A 17,383-nucleotide genomic window follows, 5' to 3' on the forward strand; every position below is an offset into this window, starting at 1 on the left:
CAGGACAATCACCCACACTGTGGTGCAATGGGTTCCGTCGCAGGCGGCATGCAGAGTCGCCGAGAGCAGCGACAGAGCCGCTCCGGCCCGGCCCACTCGGGACCGGGCCGGAACCGACGGGTGGACCATCACTGCGCCGGGTGTGCGCAGCAGTCGTGCGGTGCTTCCTTCTGCTGACGGCCGGCTTCGCCCCTGTCTATGGCGGCGGCAACCCTGCCCAGCCAGTCTGAGCCGGTCTCGTCGACCGCGGCGGCGTACTCGTTGTTCCAGTTCCACCACTCGTAAGGCGGTGTCTGGGGGTAGCCCTCGGGCGAATCCTCCCAGTTCTCCTGACGTCCGAGGGCCGTCATGTCCAGGTAGCTCCAGGTGTTTCCGAAGTACTCGTCGCCACGCCGGTTGATGAAATACGTGCGATACACCTGGTCGCCCTCGCGGATGAAGGCGTTGGTGCCGTGCCATTCGTCGACGCCGAAGTCCACGTCGAATTCGTCGGAAATGGTGTACCAGGGGATCGGTGACCAGCCCATCCGGGCCTTCACCTTCTCGATCTCGGGTTGCGGTGCGCGCGAGGCGAATGCGAGCGTGGTGTCGCGGGCGTTCAGGTGCGCGAGATTGCCGACGTGGTCGGCGATCATGGAGCAGCCGCGGCAGGCGTGATCGGGCCAGCCAACCACGCCGGGCTCGAAGAATGCGCGGTAGACGATCAGCTGGCGGCGGCCCTGGAACAGGTCGAGCAGACTCGCCGGGCCGTCGGGTCCGTCGAACGCGTACTGCTTGTCGACGGCCAGCCACGGCATGCGGCGGCGTTGGGCAGCCAACGCGTCGTGGGCGCGCATCACCTCCTTCTCTTTCACCAGCAGCTCCAGACGCGCTGCCTCCCACTCGTTCTGCGAAACGATCGACGGTGTCTTCATAGCGGTATTCCTGTTCGGTTTCGGATTGACCAGTCTCGATCGAGGATGTTTTTCAACGCGTCGAGCGGGCCGTCCCAGTCCCGCGCCAGCGCGGCGAGGAATTGTCGCGCCACTTGCATCGGCGCGGAACATAATCGGTAACGCACCCGGCGGCGCTCCCCCGGCTCCGCGGTCACCAGACCGGCCTCGGACAGCAACGTCAGATGTTTGGCGATCGCCTGCCGGGTGATCGGCAGCCGAGCCGCCAGGTCGGTCGCTGTGGCGGGCCCGGCGGACGCCAGCGCGGTCAGGATCGCGCGCCGGCTGGGGTCCGCCAGGGCCACGAAGACCTGCTCGGCAATCGCCTCCTGGTCAGGCCGCATCGAGGTAGACGGCCAGCTCACCAAGCTCGTTCTGCCAGCCGCGGGTGTTGCCTTCGAACGCCGCCTTGTAGGCGTCCTGCGCGAGCTGAGCGAAACCGGTCTCGACCACGGTCAGTCGCGTACCCGCGGCCACCGGCTCGAGCGTGAACTCCACATAGGTGCGGCGCGGATCCTCCTCGGGGAGCCCGAAGATATGCCAGGTGAACCCGAATACGTGCGGCTTCTCTACCCGCTCCACCCGCATGTCCGCAAAGTGTCCGCCCTCGTTCCAACGCATCCACGCCTTACCACCCGGGCGCAGCTCGATGTCGGCCTCATTGCCGAACCACGTGCCCAACCCCTCGGCCGTGGTCAGCGCCGCCCACACCTTCACCGGCGGGTGCGCCAGCTCGATCGTCCGCTCGATGCGATCGGGAAACCCCATAACCACCTCCATTAATAGCAACTCAATGGTTGCAATATTATTGCAACCATTGAGTTGCGTCAACCTCGGCCTGCGGCCCAGCAGTCGACGCATCAACACTGTCGTGGCCCGAACCCGGCGACGAAACTGAACTCTGAGATGTCGGGGCTTACCCGCGCCAGTGGCGCCGCCGTGCGGCGGGGTCGGTCTGGGCCTGCTATCGGCCGAGGGCTTCGGCCGAAACCTTCGCGTACTTGGTCAGGCTGCGTACCGAGGTGTGCCCGGACAACGCCATCAGCACCGGCGTGGACGCGCCCTGCTCGGCAGCGTGGGTGAGCCGGGAGTGGCGCAACTGGTGCAGCGTGAACGGGCCCCGCGTCATCTGCGCGGTGTGCTTCTAGAGCAAGGTCGCCGCACGGCGATAGGACAGCCGCGCGCGTCTGGTGTCCGGATCGACATCATCAAGGGCCACAGACGGTTTGGCCTTGCGGTCGGTCAAGAACAATGGCTCGGACCTGCGCCCGGCGATCAGCCGACCAAGCAGCCGCGTGGTTCTGGTCTGCCAGAAGATGACGTCACGGGCACCGCCCTTGCGGGTGACGGTCGCACACCGGTTCATGGTGTCGAGATCGGTGATGTCGAGGCTGAGGATTTCCTCCACGCGGGCCGCGGACTCGTACAGCATCGTCCACAGCACCCGCTCCCGCAGCGCAGCATCCCTACCCAGCAACTCGCCCACCTCGGCCGAGGTCATGGCCTTGCTGTTTTCCGGCGCTGTCGGCCGCGCCCGTAACCGCATCACCGGATCGGTGCTCAGCCACTGCTGTTCGCGTCAATACGCGCACGCCGACGACAGTGCGGTCAGCCGGAGATTGAACGTCTTGGGTGACTTCTCGCCCCGCACAAACAGGAACCACCCGGATACCTGATCCGGATCCAGCAGCGTCACGTCACTATCAGCGTCGAAATCGCGGACCAACCGATCCAGCGCGGCGGCGTGACCGCGCGGCGGGTGTTCACCGCGGTGATCGTGGCCAGGTAGACCCGCACTGCGTCCGCCAGCCGTACTCCGGTCGTTCTCGCCCGAAGTGTCCGCACCGAACCCACCCGCATCCCACCTCTCGCGCTCTATGGCAGATAGTTTCCGGAGTCGCCCCGTCGCGGCAGCATCGTCGCGCCAGGACGACTCGCAGTTTACGGCAGATAGTGGTCGACTATCTGCCGTAAATCCTTAGCGCCGGATCGGGCGGTTCTGTTCCTTCTGGTTGCAATTTCATCGGATGCAAGATTCCGAGCGGTCCGCACGCGATGACTCGTCCTGCCTCGAGTGCGTGAGACGAACCGGGAAATACCCCAGGTCAGCGGGACTGTCTCATGTTCGATGAGACGGGGTGCCCGGCGTGAGGTCGCCCGAGCCTACCAGGCGCTCCGGTAATGCTGGTGGCGCTCACCTGTCGTGTTGACCTGGCGATTTGCCTAGCGAATTACGTTTGATGAAAGATTATTACGTTTGATGTAAGCGCTCGGAAAGGGTGGTGCGTTGGGCGTAGAGGGTACGACGACGGCGCCGGGATCGGCGGCGCAGCATCTGGTGGACGGGCTGTCGTTGCTGCGGCCCGGCGAGCAGGTGTTCACCGGGATGCTCGACGGCTGGCGCTATCAGCAGCTGGCGCGGAATCTGGCGTTCTCGACGATCGGCGGTCGTGAGCGGGTGGTGCGGGCATTCGCGGATTACGTGGACGCGTTTCCGTGGCATTGGACTGCGCAGCATGTCGATGAATGGCTCGGTGACCTGCGGGCGGTGCGCAATGCGAAGCGGTCGACGTTGCGCAACTATCAGGAGGCGGTGGAGCTGTTCTGCGCCTATCGGATCGACCCGGCCTACCAGTGGGCGACAGTGTGTGAGCAGCGGTTCGGCACCCATCCGGTTCAGGTGGTGCACGAGTGGAACACCGCCGAGCACATCGACGAAGCCGAATCCGACTCCGGCAAGCGGGCTTTCACCCGCAAAGAGCTGGTGGCGCTATTCGACTATGCCGACGAGCAGGTGGTGCGCATCCGCGAAGCCGGGCGCAAGGGCTGGCTGCCGGCGTTCCGTGATGCCGCGCTGCTGAAAACGGCGTACGCATTCGGGTTGCGGCGCAATGAAATTCGGATGCTCGATACCGCCGACTTCGGCCGCAACCCGGACGGCCCGGAGTTCGGGGAGTACGGGGCGGTCTATGTCCGCCACGGCAAGGCGAAGAAGGGCTCCACCCCAAAGCGGCGCAGCGTGCTGACGATCTGGGACTGGTCGGCCGAGGTGCTGGCCGAGTGGATCGAGGAATACCGGCCATTATTTCCAACCGCCGGGTCGCCGGCATGCTGGCCGTCCGAACGCGGCCCGCGCATCGGCCTGAGCACGCTCAACACCCGGCTGGCCGCCTACCGTGACGAACTCGGCTTGGACCCCGCCCTGGGCTTCCACTCGCTGCGGCGAAGCCATATAACTCACCAGGTTGAGGATGGTTTCGACGCCAGATTTGTCCAGGAGCAGGCGGGCCACGAACACTCCTCGACGACGTCGATTTACACCTGTGTTTCCTCGGACTACCGCACCCGCACGCTGCGGCGGGTGCTGGATACCACCGTGGAGGCCGCGCTGAAGCAATCCGGGAGGAAACGATGAAGCGGCAGGTCAGCTACCAGTGGCGGTTGCGGGAGACGATGGCCGCGGCGGGCATGTTCGCGGTCAACGACCTCGAACCGCACCTGCGCGACCGCGGAGTCAAACTGTCCTCGGTGCAGGTTTGGCGTTTGGTGACCCAGACCCCGGAACGCCTGTCGTTGCCGGTGCTGGCCGCGCTCTGTGACATCTTCGATTGCACCCCAGCGGATCTGATCGCCACCAAGGCCGAGAACCAGGCACGCAAGGCTGTCGCCGGCGACAAGGTCGTCGATATGAACACCACGATCCGGCCCAAACGCGCCCGCATCCGCGTCGAGGAATGAGCCCGGCCTACAAGAACGCCGAACAGTACGAACGGTGGCACGTTCGCGACTGCGTCCGATGCGGTCGACGAGCGGCCAAGGCCGCGAACTGGGAAGGACCGATCTGCCGCACCTGTTACGCCAAGGCAGTGCGGCATCACGGCTCATGCCCCGGATGCGGCACCTACCGACTGCTTCCGGGCCGCCGATCCGGCGACGCGGCACCGATCTGCCGGGACTGCGCCGGCATCACACGTGACTTCTTCTGCGACCGTTGCGGATTCGAAGGGGAACTGCACGGCGGACGGCTCTGCACCCGCTGCACGCTGAATGAGCAGTTGCACGAGTTGCTCGACGACGGAACTGGCCGGATCCACCCACAGCTGGGCCCACTGGTCGATGCGGTTGTCGGTATGCCCGAACCGCTGACCGGGCTGAAATGGTTGCGCAGCACCGTCGTTCGCGGCTTGCTCGGTGACCTCGCGGCCGGGCGAGTGCCGATCACCCACGAAGCCCTGAAGGGGCTACCCACCCACCAGGCCGTTGCCTATCTCCGCGACCTGCTCATGACCAGCGGTGTCCTGCCCGCGGTCGACAAGCAGCTGCTCCACGCCGAGGCACTATTGCAGCGCAAACTGACCGACTACGCCGACAACCCGCACTACCGGATCTTGCGGCAATTCGCGCTCTGGCATCAGCTTCCGCGCCTACGCCGCCGCGCTCGCCGCGGTCCGGTCGCCGATGGTGGCCGGTATTACGTCGGCTCGGTCGAGGAAGCCGCCCACTTCCTGACCTGGCTCGAGGAGCGCGGCACACAGCTCAGCGAGTGCGCCCAGGCCGATATTCGACCTCTGGCACGTCCAAGCCCTCTCACATCGCCGCCAGCTGGCTCGCCCGTTCCTGATCTGGGCGAAAAGCACCGGACGCATGCCCAAACTCGACATCCCGACCACGACGGCCGAGGCCGGGAAACCGATCACCCAGACCCGTCGCCTCGCCCTACTACGCCGGGCACTCACCGACCCACGTCCACCGCTGCGGTCCCGCGTCGCCGCCGCGCTCATGCTGCTCTATGGCCAGCCCGTCACCAGACTCGTCCGCCTCACCATCACCGACGTGGTCAACGACGACGGCCAGGTGCTCATCCGTCTCGGCACACCACCACTGCCGGTCCCCGAACCACTGGCCGGAATGCTGCTGGAACTTATCGACAATCGGCAGAACATGACCACGGTGAACCCGCACAGCCAGTGGCTCTTCCCCGGCCGCCGGGCCGGACAACCCGTGCACTCCAGCACCCTGCTCGAGCACCTCCGCAACGATCTCGGCCTGCCCGCCCAGGCCACAAAGTCGGCGACACTCCGCCAACTCGTTCTCCAGGCTCCAGCCCCTGTCGTCGCCGACGCACTCGGCTTCTCCGCCAAGCACTTGACCCGCGTCTGGGGCGAGGCCGGTGGAAGCTGGACGACCTACTCCACCAGGGAAACCGGCCGCGACCCAACGAGGTGATCCGGGCGGGGAATACAGACCCGTCGACACGGGTCCTTGCCAGTTCTGACGCCGAACCGGCAGGTTGAAGCGCTTCGCGCGGCGCCGTCACGGTTCGATTCGGGCTCCGAATAACGGCAGGCACTCCGCTAGCCCGGTCACTTTCACCCGCATGCTCCGATGCGCTTCCCATCTCTCACGCGTCAGCCGCAACCGGCGTATCACCGCCGGTTTTCCCCGCACTGCATGCACCTCGAGCCCGTCGGGCTCGTAGCCGAGTTTGCGTGAGACTCCGTGCGAGCCCAGGTTGTCCTCGAACGCGCCCGATACCGCCGACTCGGCCCCCAGATGAGCGAAGGCCAACTCCAGAACCGCGGCCCGCATCTCGGTTCCGATGCCTTGCCCGTGATGGGTTCGGCCGAGCCAGGAACCGGTGTTCACCTCGCAGCAAACCGAGAAGTCCTTCGCACTGATCGTTTGGGTGCCAACCAACTCCCCCTCTCGGAGCACGACGAGATTGAGTGCCCACGCATCGACTTGCCAGTCGGCCCAGCATCGCCAGTGCCACCGCAGCACCCGCTGCGCACGTTCGTCTGGTTCCGCATCGGTCCACTCCGCAGTGAACGGCTGCACCGCCGGATCATGCACTCCCTCCGCGGCCAGCCCAGCAAGCGCGCCCAGATCCTCCAAACCAGGCATTCGCAGTTCCAGACGCGGTGTCCGCACCCGCAATCGGGCCAAGGGCCAGTACTTCATCAGGCTCATGCCCGCCATCATGGCCGCCGGGCGGCATTCGGGGCCACGGGGTTTCGCCAGCGGCGGACCCCGCCGGGAAACTGGTCGCGACCAAGCGAGGCGATCAAGGGAATACAGACCGGTTGAATACGGGCCCTTACCAGTCTCGACCCCCATGTCGTGATCGATTACCGGGCGGACGAATTCGAAACCGTCTTGCACGACTACGACGTGGTTTTGAACAGTCTGGACAACGCGACAACCGAAAAGTCTCTGCGAGTGCTGAAGCCCAGCGGAAAGCTCATCTCGATCTCCGGCCCACCGGATCCCCGCTTCGCACAGGAGATCGGAAAGCCGTGGATCTTGCGTCCGGTAATGCGCGTTTTAAGTTATCGGATCAGGAAAGCCGCCAAGCGTCGTCAGATCAGCTATTCGTTCCTCTTCATGCGAGCGAGCGGAGACCAGCTACGCGAGATAACGTCCCTCATCGACTCCGGGATAATCCATCCGGTCACGGACCGGGTCTTTCCCTTCGAATCGACCAACGACGCTATGGCGTACGTCGAAAAAGGACGCGCGAAAGGCAAGGTCGTCGTCAAGGGTCGTGCGGCTCTACGCCGGGAACCGCACCGAGTGGCGGGTGCGCCAGACGGTGCGCAAGCTCTACCTCGGTCCGACCGAGTCGCCGGCTGGCTGACCGTTCGCATCCCAGCGCGTCCAGCCGAGCGGTCAGAGGGCGAGCATGGCGGCAGCGACCTGGTCGGCCGCGGCGTGCCGCAGAGCGGTACCCATGTCGTCGAGGACGAGCAGTCGTGCCGCGGGGATCTCGGCGGCGAGGACCTCGCCGTTGCCGACCGGGAAGAACGGGTCGGCGCGACCGTGCACCACCAGCGTGGGCACGTCGAGCTCACCGAGCCGCTCCCGCCATCTCGGGGCGCAGTCGATCCGGGAGAACACCATCCCGAGCTGGTTCGCCTGGTGCACCGCGGGATCGCTCGACGGCGTCCGGTCCCAGATTCGGGCCGCCGTCGCCCGCGCCTCCTCCGGATCGTCGCCCATCGGCTCGGCACCCTCGGCGGCGAACGCCGCGACGGCATCCCGGTCGGTCCAGTCCGGCAGCGGGTGGGAGAACAGCGCGACCATGACCGCGGGGTCGTGGTCCGGTAGGTCCTCATCGACCGGGCCCGGCGCCACCGGCCGGGTGCCGACGAGGGTCAGTGCGGAGAACACGTCCGGGTGGTCCAGCGCGGCGACCTGAGCAACCATCCCACCGACGCCGACCCCACCGAGATGGGCGGTCCCGGCACCGAGCACCCCGACTAGCGCGGCCGCGTCGGCGACGAGGTCCCGCAGGTCGTACGCCGGATTCTCCGGGTCGAGGGTCGTCGACGCGCCGGAGTCACGCAGGTCGTAGCGAACCACGCGCCGCCCGCCCGACGCGAGCCGTTCGCACAGCGCGTCGGGCCAGGACAGCATCGTCGTGCCGCCGACCAGCAGGACCAGCGGATCGTCCTCGCGGCCCAAGCTCTCGATGCCGATATCCACACCGTTCACCCGTACCGAGGTCATCCCAAATCGAAACGTTCTCGTCATACCTGGACTCCTGTCTGTCGGTATATCCAGAGGTATCGACGACGGTTCCACCCGAAAGTCATCGGTGCAGCCCCGCGCCCCGAACTTCGAACGGCCGAGCCGGGTGCACTACCCGCCCCAAACGGACACGCCTTCAACGGGCTCGGTACCTGATTGGGTCGCCTCGGGCCTGCCGGCTGTGCGACGTCGCCGTGATCGCGGGTTCAGGCCTCCGCGACGACCTGGTCCGCCTGCATACCCTTCTGACCTTCCTCGAGGCTCTTGAAGCCGTTGACCTGCGCAGTGACCGCTTTGCGGACTGCGCCGTCCAGGATGGCACGGCGTCGCTCTACGTCAGTTTGGTGAACGGAACGGCCTTTCAGGACAGCATGCCGTCGAACTGTGAGCTGGCCACGGCCATCACAAGGACCAGTGCACTCCGAACCCCAACCTGGCTCGGAGGATCGGCTACCAGATGGCCGGGTGGTCTGCCCGAGAGTCCGGGCCGGTACCCGTTCAGCGTTTCCGCCGACTCGCTAGCCGTAGTGCGCTTGTAGTCGTAGCGCGGCCGATTTTGTACGTGCTGTGCGTCTGTGCTCACCTACCGGGAATCGCCCCCGGGAGGCTTGACAAGGGCGGGGTTCAGGGGGTGATGTGATCGTTGGCGCCGAGCCCGGTTCAGCGTGGGCGAGGCACGTTCTCCTCGAAGTAGCTTGCCGGGGACATGTTGCCGGTCTGCACGTAGAGGGCGACGACGACGCGCTTGTTGTTCTGCGACGCGAACCCGATACCGAGTCGTGTGCTGGCCTTCCACACCAGTTGCGTGAAATGCCCACTATCCATGGAGAAGCCAGGATGGTTGAAGTCGTAGTTCCTGATCTCGTCATACCACACCTTCGTGGCCGTCTGGACATTTTGCACCGGGTCCGCGTTCCCGCCGCCCACTGCCATGGCGAGGTTTTCCCCGGCATTGTTCTTGAAAGCGCACGAGTGATCTATCGTGCCTTTTTGGGCGTAGTGCTGCGCGCATTGCTGGGCCCTGGTGACCAGATCCTGGACAAGGATCATGGGTGGTGAACCGTGCCGGGCACGATAGGTGTTGTGCGCTGTGAGCCCGGCCTGCGCGAACGGTGGGAACTCGCCCTGCGCGGAGGCCGGTCCCCCACCGGAGGCAAGCACGGCTACGGCACGGCCCCTTGCGCTTGTCTGTGGGGATGATCAGGCCAGGTTCTGGCCCTTCGTCACGTGAGTGGCAGGCCAGACTCGTCTCCTGGCGATGAGCGAGTGGATCGGCGAGACTGTCGGGCTGCACGTAGGGAAGACGTCAGAGCAATCGCAGCCCTGCCCCACCGCCCGCGATGTTCAGGGTGAAACCGCGCTCAGTGACGTCATCCAACCTTTACGCTCTCGCCGTGAAGATCTGGACGGAGCGCCCTGCCGAGACCGACGTCGAAACGGTCGTCGGTCGCTACTTCAGCCTGCTCCGAGCCGGGAGGACCCATGAGGCCGAACAGCTCGTCGACCATACACCGCTCCGGCATGTGCTCAAGAGTCTGTGGTCCGGCTCGGTCGGTGCGAGCGCCGATGACGAGGCGAGTTGCAGCCTCGCCGCCGACGAGTGGGAGCAAAACTTGTCTTGGCTCAGCGAACTCGATCTCGGGGACTTCAACTGGGGCCACACCGGTACCCATTTCTACGTCGAGGTCATCTACCGTGCGCAGATAATCGAGGTGTCATTGGGCTTTTGGGTCAAGCCAACCGACGCCGGCTGGGTCGTCGCGGGACCGTCCACCCTCTGGTAGGACACACGAAAGACCAGCAGAATTCGAATGTCGGCTGAATCGCCCGCTGACCGACGATCACCTGCGAACGATCAAGGCCCCGACCGGCCCTCCCCATCCCACGCCAGCCCCGTGACCTGCCCGCTTAGCGAGGTACATGAGAGCTGATCAGCTGATACCGGGTTCCCCGACTGGTCGCCGAACATCGGGGCGGATATGGCGTTGTACCTGGCGCGGCCCTGGGCTACAGGGGTTGGGCGCCGGGTTCCAAGAGTCGTTTGGGGTGCATGCCGTCGACCTGGCCGATGAAGGGTGAGTGGATGCTGTAGCCGAGCATGCGGCGCATGTCTTCGGAGACCGCGCGGACGGTGTCGCGGGTGGTCGAGAGGATGAAGGCTTCCTGGGGGCGCAGCCACGGCTCGCAGTACTGGGCGGTCACGGCGAGGCGGGGGTGGGGTGAGCGGTTGGCGCCGCCGCCGTGCCAGAGGGTGCCGACGAAGAACACGCACGATCCGGCCTTCATGACGACCGGTTGACGCTCGGAGTCCTCGGGCATCTCGTGGCCGAGGCGATGGCTGTCGGGGATGATGTCGGTGGCGCCGTTGTCGGTGGTGAAGTCGTCGATCGCCCAGATCGTGTCCGCGCCCAAAGCTTTTCGTGGTCTGGGCAGGGGGTAGAAGCCGTCGTCGGTGTGCAGCATCTGCGCTTTCTCCCCGGGCAGAATGTTGATCACCTGGAGCATCGACAGCAGGTAGTTCGGGAGGAACAGGCGATCCAGCAACTCCAGCACCCGCGGATGGTCGGCGATACGGTCGCAGGCGCGGGTCTTGTTCAGCACGCTGTACACCCGCTGGGTGGTGTGGCACTCGAAAGCGTTTCTCCTGTGCTGATCAGCCAGTGGCGCGACGGCTTTCCGGATGTCGTCGAGCTCTTGCGGCGTGAGCAGGTCGGGCAGGATCACATACCCGTCGCGCAGTACGGCGGCCAGGTCCGCCTCCGCGATCGCCGGGTCGATACTCTCGCCGCTGCTTCGGGTCCGGCGACGCGGACAATATTCAGCGCGGCCAGCAGTCGGGCCAACGCTCGGCCGGCATCGACCCCGCAAGTGCCGGCGCTGATCGGCGGACTCCGCCAGGGCATCGCCCAGCAACTCCGTATCGCACCACTACCCACCCCCGACCAAGCCACCGAACGCCTGTGGCGCCTGACCGCCGCCGCCCTCGGAATCGCCTGACAAGAGTTCCGGTAGTAATCGCTGAAAAATCCACGGAGTTGATTTCCCACTGGTAGAGAGTGTTTCGTGGACTCGTTGGAAGAAGCGTCCTGCACGAGAACCATGCCTGCGGTGGGGTGCCACTGATGATGCAGTGGATGCTGGAGCACCCGACGCTGTATTCCTCGGCGAGGTCGGCCAGGCTGGCGTCGTCGGCGGGGTCGTGGTAGCGGCGGTGGATCGTTTTCCATGCTGCGAGAGGCAGTTTCGGTTGTTTGCCCTTTAGTCGGCCCTTCGTTCGGGCCTTTGGCCATGCCTTCATGGGTTCGCCGGTGATTGAGGTTCGCTTCGAATTCGGCGACCTTGCGAGGGTTTGCAGGAACAGTTTGCCGAACGGGTCGTTCCAGTCGTGGATCGAGCTGCCGAGCCCGAACAGCACCTCGTTCTTGCGTAGGCCGGTCAGGATTTCGCCGGCTTCGGCCATGTTGCGGTCGAACCGGTCGAACTTCGTCGTGGTCAGCACTACCTGCCGATCGGTGACAGCCGTGGCGGCTGAGGTGACCGCGGCGAGCGCGTTGTCGAGTCCGGTGCGGTTCTTACGAGTCGTCCTGGAGAATCCCTTGTCGATGAAGATCCGTTCGCGTGGCACTCCGAGAACGAGCAATTGCTCGGTCTGGATCTCGACGTCCTGTTCGTCGGTGGAGTAGCGGCAGTATCCGACCCGGAACGGCTCACCCATGCCGAAAAGTGTCCCCGATAGCGGGGGTTCACCGGAACGGTTCGCGGAACACCTTTACGGAACACGCGTGACCTGCGGCCGAACCGGCGCGGCGGGGTGTTCCGTTCATCGCTCGGCTTACGGAACACCCCAGTCTTGTTCGCTCACCACCAAGCCCTGGCTCGCCGGATTGCTCTAGGTGCGGAGTGTCATGGGTGTGCCGCGACGACTTCGTAGAGCGCGGGGTGGGCTGTGGCGGACTTGCGGGCCTCGGAGACAGATGCGAGGACGGTCGGATTCATGCCGGCGGCTTCGCAGGCTTCGGCGCTGTCCCAGTGGGCGACGTTGATCAGTTGGAACCGGGTGTCCGGCAGCAGCGCTCGGTGCAGACGCACATCGCGGAAACCGGGTGCGGTGCGCATGAGGGCGGCGCGTGCGCGCCACTGCTCGATAAATTCGTCGACCCGATCAGCGGGTAGCTCGATCACGTTGATGAATGTGACGCCGTGGTCGGTCATAGGTGAATCCTCCTGGCAAAGTAGCGTGGGCTGTCAGAGTTCGAGGGCGGCGTGCTCGCCGGGTGGGTGCCCGGTACGTGGTGAACAGGATGCTGGCGACAGGTGAGGTTGCGGAAAACCAGGAGCCCGCCGACGACGGGAACCAGTGCGGTCGCTTTGACGCCGCGTCCGGCTTCCTGCGGTCGGAAGGCCAGGACGATGACGGCGATGTAGGCACACCCGTGCACGGGGCCGATCAGTGTAGAGACCACCGGCCAATGCACGGTGACGAGGTTGAGCAGGAGCATGAACAGCGACAGTGCCTCGGTGATCGCTGCGATGCGAAGCGCGTGCCGCGGGTTCACGATCAGGCTCCTGTCGTCGATCCGGGACGCACGATCATCAGGACCGTGACGACCGCCCAGAGCAGGTTGAAAAGGCCGGTGTACATGGCCAATTGCGCGGTGGCCCGCGCATCGACCGGCAACCGCCCGGCGGGTGTGGTGTTCTCACCTGGCAGCAGCACGGCCTGCCGAGGGAGGACGAGCAGCCCAAGCACTGCTGCCGCGGCGGCTGTGAGGGCGATCGACACGATAAGCCATCCTTCACTGAGGACGCCCAGGCTGCTTGCGGTGGCGAAGCCGAAGACCGGGACGGCGATTCCGATTCCGGCGTAGACGCGGCAGATGCGATGCAACGTTGCGACGACGGCGTGGTCGCGGTCTTTATCGAACTCGGCCGCTCGCCGTGCGGCCGGCGGAAACATGCTCGAGGCCACAGTGACCGGGCCGATGGCAATGATCGCTGTCAGGACATGTATCGCGAGCAGAACTTTCGTCACGACACGCCCTCGGGGCGAATCGGGCGCGCTGCCATCAGATCGCCATTGCAGGGGTTGTGAAGGGTGTTTCGTCGTCGGTCACAGTTGTTCTTTCGGGAGTATGCGCGGCTGGCTGTGGTCGGGTCAGTCGTTCCAGATGCTGGACTCAAGGATCATGTCCCACGTCGGGTACGGCGCATCGGGGTGGCGCTGACGCACGATCTCACCAGTCAGCGTGCCCGGTGGAGCTTTGCGGGGATCGGCCAGCGCCTGCATTTCGATTGCCGCGAGAAGTGCGCGAGTGCCGCCGAACCGTGGATACGCGGCGTGCACGCGATCGGCGTAATCCGGTGGTAGATCCTGTGGCCCAGCCGCCACATCGATGCCGATACCCTCCACGGCGATCCAGATCTCCGGTGGACGCCTGCGCCGATACACCGGGGAGTCGCTGAAACCGGAGGTGTGGGCGGCGATGGCGTCCCACACCGTGTCGATCAGGGGATTGGTGGCGCCGTTGTCTTCGAGGAAGCGGGCGGCATAGTCGGCGCCGTCGATTTCGAATCGCTGCATTCCGTTGGCGATATCGGCCAAACCGATATCGTGCAACGCGCAGATCAGGTACATAGTTTCGTCGTCGTAGTCGGTGCCTGGCCGCAGTCCCTGCTGGGCGGCGACCGCGCGACCGAACAGATAGCCGCGCACACTGTGGTTGCGCAAGTGCGCCGGCAGCTCCCGAGCGATGAGATCACTCGCCTTGTCCGCCAGAGGTGTCGTGGGAACGACCAGTGAATCATCGGGTGCCGCTATCGAACCGGCAGCATCGGTACCGGCGGTCAGGCCGTCACCGAGTGCGGCATGGCGTGTGGTGGACATAGCTGTCCTCTCTTTCCACGGGTGAGTGGGGAATATTCAGCGCGACGAGGCGCGGAATCGGGCGCGGTAATCGGTCGGTGTGGTACCGAGCACTTTGAGGAAGGTGCGGCGCATAGTCTCCTCGGAACCGAACCCGCAGCGCCGGGCGATGGGGGCGACGCCGTCGTCGTATGCCTCTAGGAGATGCTGAGCGGCCTCGACCCGGACCCGCTCGACGTACCGCGCGGGTGTCATCCCGAGTTCGCGGCGGAACAATCTCGTCAGATGGCGTTCGCTGACCGCGGCGAGCCGGGCCATCGCTGCCAGGTTGTACTCGGCCGCCGGGTCGGCGGCCACGGCGTCGACCACATGCCGGAGACCGGAACTGCGCGGCGCTCCGATACCGGTGCGTACGCTGAACTGCGACTGCCCGCCAGGCCGGTGCAGAAACACCACCAGGTGTTTCGCCAGCGATCGAGCCAGGTCCGGACCCTCATCGTCTTCCACGAGCGCCAGTGCGAGATCGATCCCCGCCGTCACCCCCGCGGACGTGACCACCGGGCCGTCCCGCACATAGATCGCGTCCTCGTCGACATCGACTGCCGGATAGCGTTGTGCCAGTTCGGCGCACGCCATCCAGTGTGTGGTCGCCCGGCGGCCCTCGAGCAGACCGGCTTCGGCCAGCACGAACGCCCCGGTACACACCGACACCACCCGCCGCGCACCGACGGCCGCAGTGCGTACCGACCGCACCAGATCAGGTGAAAGATCCTTCCCCACTGCGTATCCCGGAACAACGAGGGTGTCGACGCACCCGACGAAATCGGCGATCGCGCCGTCCACACCCAACGGCACACCGACATCCGTCCGCACCGGTCGGCCGTCGGGAGAGGCAAACCGGACATGCCGCCCGGCCCACTGGAAAACCTGCGCCGGACCGGCGATATCGAGCAGCACTGCGCCATCTGCCAGTGCCACCAGCACACCACCTCGGTCCGACTCCATGAGCTCAGTCTGTCCGGACCGAAGAGCGTCTGCAATGACACGAAGCCCACAGATCCGGACACGCAAAGGTTCAGGCCCCCGTGCTTCTTGAAACCCCGCATGGTTGCCCCGATAAAGGCCGTCGACGGTTGCCAACCGGCGGGCGACCGGAACCGCAGGAACCCAGAGGTCGGCAGCGACTCCGCGCTCATGCGAATTCGACGGTGACGTGGTAGATGCCCGTGTTCGGTGCTGCGTGGGTTCGGGCGATGGCGGTCGCGGTACGCATCGCGGAGTTTTCGGCTGCCGCCTGCCACGCCTCCAGGCTGTCCCACTGGCGACGTTCACAAGTTGGAGCCGGGCCTGATCCGATAGCGCGCGGTGTAGGCGGATGGTGCGAAAACCCGGTGCCTCCTGCATTATTCGAGCGCGGTGCGCTGCTCCACGGTTAGAATTCGTCGCCGTCGCCTCCTCAACTACGCATCGGGGTGGGCAAGACTGGGTCGCCGAAGACTGGTGAGATTGCCTGTTCGACTGTCCGGACCCCTCTGGGGGTGAAGAGGGGGAATTCGAGCCGCGATGTGTTCGCGCGCGTGCTCACATTCGGCGAGGCTGTGCGGGCAGGCGAGAACGTGTTCGATCAGTTCCTTGGCCGCTTGTGCCCGTGCGATGCGCCGCTCGAGCTCTTCGACGTGGTGGCACAGCAGATCCCGATGGTCCATCGGGTCAGCGGTGGACAGCACCGTCGCCAGCTGCCCCAACGTGAGACCGGCCTCCTTGCCCATCAGGATCAACGCCACACGCTCGAGGTCGGCACGCCCATATAACCGCTGGCCACCCGTGCGGCGAGCAGGCTCGAGCAGGCCCACACTCTCCCAGTACCGCAGCACGTGCGTGCCGAGACCGAACCGCTGAGCCAGCTCGCCGATGGTCACCATCTCACTTGACTTCATGTGTCCATTAACCGGAACGCTGGCGGCATGAGCAAACCATCGATCGCGATCACCCGCATCGTCAATTCCGGTGTCCTGCTGAAGCTGGACGGCCACGCCGTCCTCGGGACGGACGCTGATGTGGCCCGGCAACGCGTACGTATTCGAAACCGCAGGAGGTCGACCGTTCGTCAGCGATGAGGCCGCCGAAATCGCGTCCCTGCAGCGATACAGCGCCGAGCAGCCGCCGGTCGATCTCTCCCTGTTCCTGGTCGACGGACCGCGTCCTCTCACCGGTCTGCGCCTGTGCACGGTGAGTTCTCCCGACATCCGAGTGCCGTTGCAGTACTTCAGGCATCACCCGACGGCACCGTGCAACTAACCAGACCAACGGCCACTCGGGCCGCAAAACCTATCCCTACCAAATGATTAGGAATCGTATGTCGAACAACAAGATGCGAGCGACCGCGCTCATCGCGATCGTTGTCATGTCGCTGCTGACCACTGCAGTCAGCGGCTGCGGAGCCGACGATGGCGAGGCACAGACACCCGCATCGGGCCAGGCCGAGATCCTCGAAGTCAAGGTGGAGAACGATCAGTACGCGGCCCCAGATCTCGACCGCGCGGGGATGAGCGTAGGTGATATGGATGTCTTCTCCGGAAACGCGATAAAGGACGGGCGAAAAGTTGGACACGGGGGCGGCTCGTGCCAGGTCATACATGTCGACGGAGAAAAGATCACTGCGCAGTGCTTGCTCACAATGGAACTCGAGCACGGCTCCGTCACAATGCAGGCTCTTTGGGTAAGGGGCTCGAGCCCACTCACCATGGCCATCACCGGCGGCACAGACGCCTACCGCGATGCACGAGGCACTGTTCGCTTCTGGGACATCGGGACGCCGAACGAGAGAGTACGCGCCGAAATTATCCGTTGATACGGCCGAAGTAAGTCCAGTACAAGCGGCCCCGACTGGCAGGGACCGCTATTCAAGTAGTCGGTATTCGGTCGGGTGATGCTGGGATTGCTGTTCTTGACGGGCTGCTGACCGAGGGTTTCTGGTCGGAGTGGCTGGCCGGCTCGACGTCCGGGAAAGAGCCGTGTCGGGTCGGCGTCGCGGGGACGTCGAGCCGGGGCATGCGTT

Annotated in this window: 20 protein-coding genes and 4 pseudogenes; 8 read left to right on the plus strand and 16 right to left on the minus strand. The window is 65.2% G+C overall.

What is annotated here, in order from left to right:
- Positions 1-128 precede the first annotated feature (128 nt).
- The 5 genes and pseudogenes from AB0H00_RS22525 to AB0H00_RS22545 all read right to left on the minus strand — a co-directional run bounded on the left by AB0H00_RS22525 (position 129) and on the right by AB0H00_RS22545 (position 2,777).
- Complete coding sequence (locus AB0H00_RS22525; protein ID WP_357269264.1) at positions 129-914, minus strand: DUF899 domain-containing protein; 786 nt, start codon at positions 912-914, stop codon at positions 129-131.
- Positions 911-1,276, minus strand: coding sequence for a metalloregulator ArsR/SmtB family transcription factor (locus AB0H00_RS22530; RefSeq protein ID WP_357269267.1), 366 nt, complete (start codon positions 1,274-1,276; stop codon positions 911-913). Before AB0H00_RS22530 ends, AB0H00_RS22525 begins: the two co-directional genes overlap by 4 nt.
- Positions 1,266-1,700 (minus strand): SRPBCC domain-containing protein, encoded by a 435-nt coding sequence (locus AB0H00_RS22535; protein WP_357269270.1) that lies wholly within the window; start codon positions 1,698-1,700, stop codon positions 1,266-1,268. The genes AB0H00_RS22530 and AB0H00_RS22535 overlap by 11 nt, the downstream gene beginning before the upstream one ends.
- A 196-nt stretch (positions 1,701-1,896) precedes the next feature.
- A pseudogene (locus AB0H00_RS22540) lies at positions 1,897-2,478 on the minus strand (site-specific integrase).
- A gap of 146 nt (positions 2,479-2,624) precedes the next feature.
- Positions 2,625-2,777, minus strand: coding sequence for a hypothetical protein (locus AB0H00_RS22545; protein WP_357269273.1), 153 nt, complete (start codon positions 2,775-2,777; stop codon positions 2,625-2,627).
- A gap of 442 nt (positions 2,778-3,219) precedes the next feature.
- Between AB0H00_RS22545 and AB0H00_RS22550 the strand changes: the two genes are divergently transcribed.
- The 3 genes from AB0H00_RS22550 to AB0H00_RS22560 all read left to right on the plus strand — a co-directional run bounded on the left by AB0H00_RS22550 (position 3,220) and on the right by AB0H00_RS22560 (position 6,158).
- The gene (locus tag AB0H00_RS22550) at positions 3,220-4,347 is read left to right on the plus strand and encodes a site-specific integrase (protein WP_357269276.1); all 1,128 of its coding nucleotides are present in this window, start codon (positions 3,220-3,222) and stop codon (positions 4,345-4,347) included.
- Positions 4,344-4,670, plus strand: coding sequence for a helix-turn-helix transcriptional regulator (locus AB0H00_RS22555; protein WP_357269279.1), 327 nt, complete (start codon positions 4,344-4,346; stop codon positions 4,668-4,670). The genes AB0H00_RS22550 and AB0H00_RS22555 overlap by 4 nt, the downstream gene beginning before the upstream one ends.
- 906 nt (positions 4,671-5,576) lie before the next feature.
- Positions 5,577-6,158, plus strand: coding sequence for a hypothetical protein (locus tag AB0H00_RS22560; RefSeq protein ID WP_357269282.1), 582 nt, complete (start codon positions 5,577-5,579; stop codon positions 6,156-6,158).
- A gap of 87 nt (positions 6,159-6,245) precedes the next feature.
- Here AB0H00_RS22560 and AB0H00_RS22565 read toward each other — a convergent pair whose 3' ends face one another.
- Positions 6,246-6,902, minus strand: coding sequence for a GNAT family protein (locus AB0H00_RS22565; protein ID WP_357269285.1), 657 nt, complete (start codon positions 6,900-6,902; stop codon positions 6,246-6,248).
- Between the two features lie 150 nt (positions 6,903-7,052).
- Between AB0H00_RS22565 and AB0H00_RS22570 the strand changes: the two are divergent.
- Positions 7,053-7,457: pseudogene (locus tag AB0H00_RS22570) on the plus strand (zinc-binding dehydrogenase); the annotation flags it as partial.
- A gap of 144 nt (positions 7,458-7,601) precedes the next feature.
- On the opposite strand, the gene AB0H00_RS22575 reads toward AB0H00_RS22570, so the two are convergent.
- Positions 7,602-8,465: an alpha/beta hydrolase gene (locus AB0H00_RS22575; RefSeq protein WP_357269288.1), complete on the minus strand. Its 864-nt coding sequence runs from the start codon at positions 8,463-8,465 to the stop codon at positions 7,602-7,604.
- A 657-nt stretch (positions 8,466-9,122) separates the two neighbouring features.
- The gene (locus tag AB0H00_RS22580; RefSeq protein WP_357269291.1) at positions 9,123-9,623 is read right to left on the minus strand and encodes a CAP family protein; all 501 of its coding nucleotides are present in this window, start codon (positions 9,621-9,623) and stop codon (positions 9,123-9,125) included.
- Positions 9,624-9,856: 233 nt separating this feature from the next.
- Between AB0H00_RS22580 and AB0H00_RS22585 the strand changes: the two genes are divergently transcribed.
- Positions 9,857-10,246: a hypothetical protein gene (locus AB0H00_RS22585; RefSeq protein ID WP_357269293.1), complete on the plus strand. Its 390-nt coding sequence runs from the start codon at positions 9,857-9,859 to the stop codon at positions 10,244-10,246.
- 223 nt (positions 10,247-10,469) lie between these two features.
- Here AB0H00_RS22585 and AB0H00_RS22590 read toward each other — a convergent pair whose 3' ends face one another.
- A complete protein-coding gene (locus AB0H00_RS22590; RefSeq protein WP_357269484.1) occupies positions 10,470-11,240 on the minus strand; it encodes a phytanoyl-CoA dioxygenase family protein in 771 nt (256 codons plus the stop codon).
- A 35-nt stretch (positions 11,241-11,275) separates the two neighbouring features.
- On the opposite strand from AB0H00_RS22590, the pseudogene AB0H00_RS22595 reads away from it, so the two are divergent.
- A pseudogene (locus AB0H00_RS22595) lies at positions 11,276-11,459 on the plus strand (TetR family transcriptional regulator); the annotation flags it as partial.
- 325 nt (positions 11,460-11,784) lie between these two features.
- On the opposite strand, the pseudogene AB0H00_RS22600 reads toward AB0H00_RS22595, so the two are convergent.
- From AB0H00_RS22600 to AB0H00_RS22630, 7 genes and pseudogenes are all read right to left on the minus strand, one after another.
- Positions 11,785-12,177, minus strand: a pseudogene (locus AB0H00_RS22600) (recombinase family protein); the annotation flags it as partial.
- A 188-nt stretch (positions 12,178-12,365) separates the two neighbouring features.
- Entirely contained in the window at positions 12,366-12,674 is a 309-nt protein-coding gene (locus AB0H00_RS22605; RefSeq protein ID WP_357269296.1) for an antibiotic biosynthesis monooxygenase family protein, read from the minus strand.
- Complete coding sequence (locus tag AB0H00_RS22610; RefSeq protein ID WP_357269299.1) at positions 12,671-13,018, minus strand: DUF3817 domain-containing protein; 348 nt, start codon at positions 13,016-13,018, stop codon at positions 12,671-12,673. Before AB0H00_RS22610 ends, AB0H00_RS22605 begins: the two co-directional genes overlap by 4 nt.
- A 2-nt stretch (positions 13,019-13,020) precedes the next feature.
- Complete coding sequence (locus AB0H00_RS22615; RefSeq protein WP_357269302.1) at positions 13,021-13,494, minus strand: DUF2269 family protein; 474 nt, start codon at positions 13,492-13,494, stop codon at positions 13,021-13,023.
- A 123-nt stretch (positions 13,495-13,617) separates the two neighbouring features.
- On the minus strand, positions 13,618-14,346 hold the full coding sequence (locus AB0H00_RS22620) for an HD domain-containing protein (protein WP_357269305.1): 729 nt from the start codon (positions 14,344-14,346) through the stop codon (positions 13,618-13,620).
- A 36-nt stretch (positions 14,347-14,382) separates the two neighbouring features.
- The gene (locus tag AB0H00_RS22625; protein WP_357269307.1) at positions 14,383-15,330 is read right to left on the minus strand and encodes a DJ-1/PfpI family protein; all 948 of its coding nucleotides are present in this window, start codon (positions 15,328-15,330) and stop codon (positions 14,383-14,385) included.
- A gap of 455 nt (positions 15,331-15,785) precedes the next feature.
- The gene (locus AB0H00_RS22630; protein ID WP_357269310.1) at positions 15,786-16,262 is read right to left on the minus strand and encodes a MerR family transcriptional regulator; all 477 of its coding nucleotides are present in this window, start codon (positions 16,260-16,262) and stop codon (positions 15,786-15,788) included.
- Between the two features lie 27 nt (positions 16,263-16,289).
- Between AB0H00_RS22630 and AB0H00_RS22635 the strand changes: the two genes are divergently transcribed.
- Positions 16,290-16,442 carry a hypothetical protein gene (locus tag AB0H00_RS22635; RefSeq protein WP_357269313.1) on the plus strand — a complete coding sequence of 51 codons (153 nt, stop codon included), beginning with the start codon at positions 16,290-16,292 and terminating at the stop codon, positions 16,440-16,442.
- Positions 16,443-16,681: 239 nt separating this feature from the next.
- Positions 16,682-17,176, plus strand: coding sequence for a hypothetical protein (locus AB0H00_RS22640; protein ID WP_357269316.1), 495 nt, complete (start codon positions 16,682-16,684; stop codon positions 17,174-17,176).
- The last annotated feature ends 207 nt before the right edge of the window (positions 17,177-17,383 follow it).

Origin of the sequence: Nocardia sp. NPDC023852, from assembly GCF_040639505.1 — a bacterium.
Taxonomy (GTDB): Bacteria; Actinomycetota; Actinomycetes; order Mycobacteriales; family Mycobacteriaceae; genus Nocardia.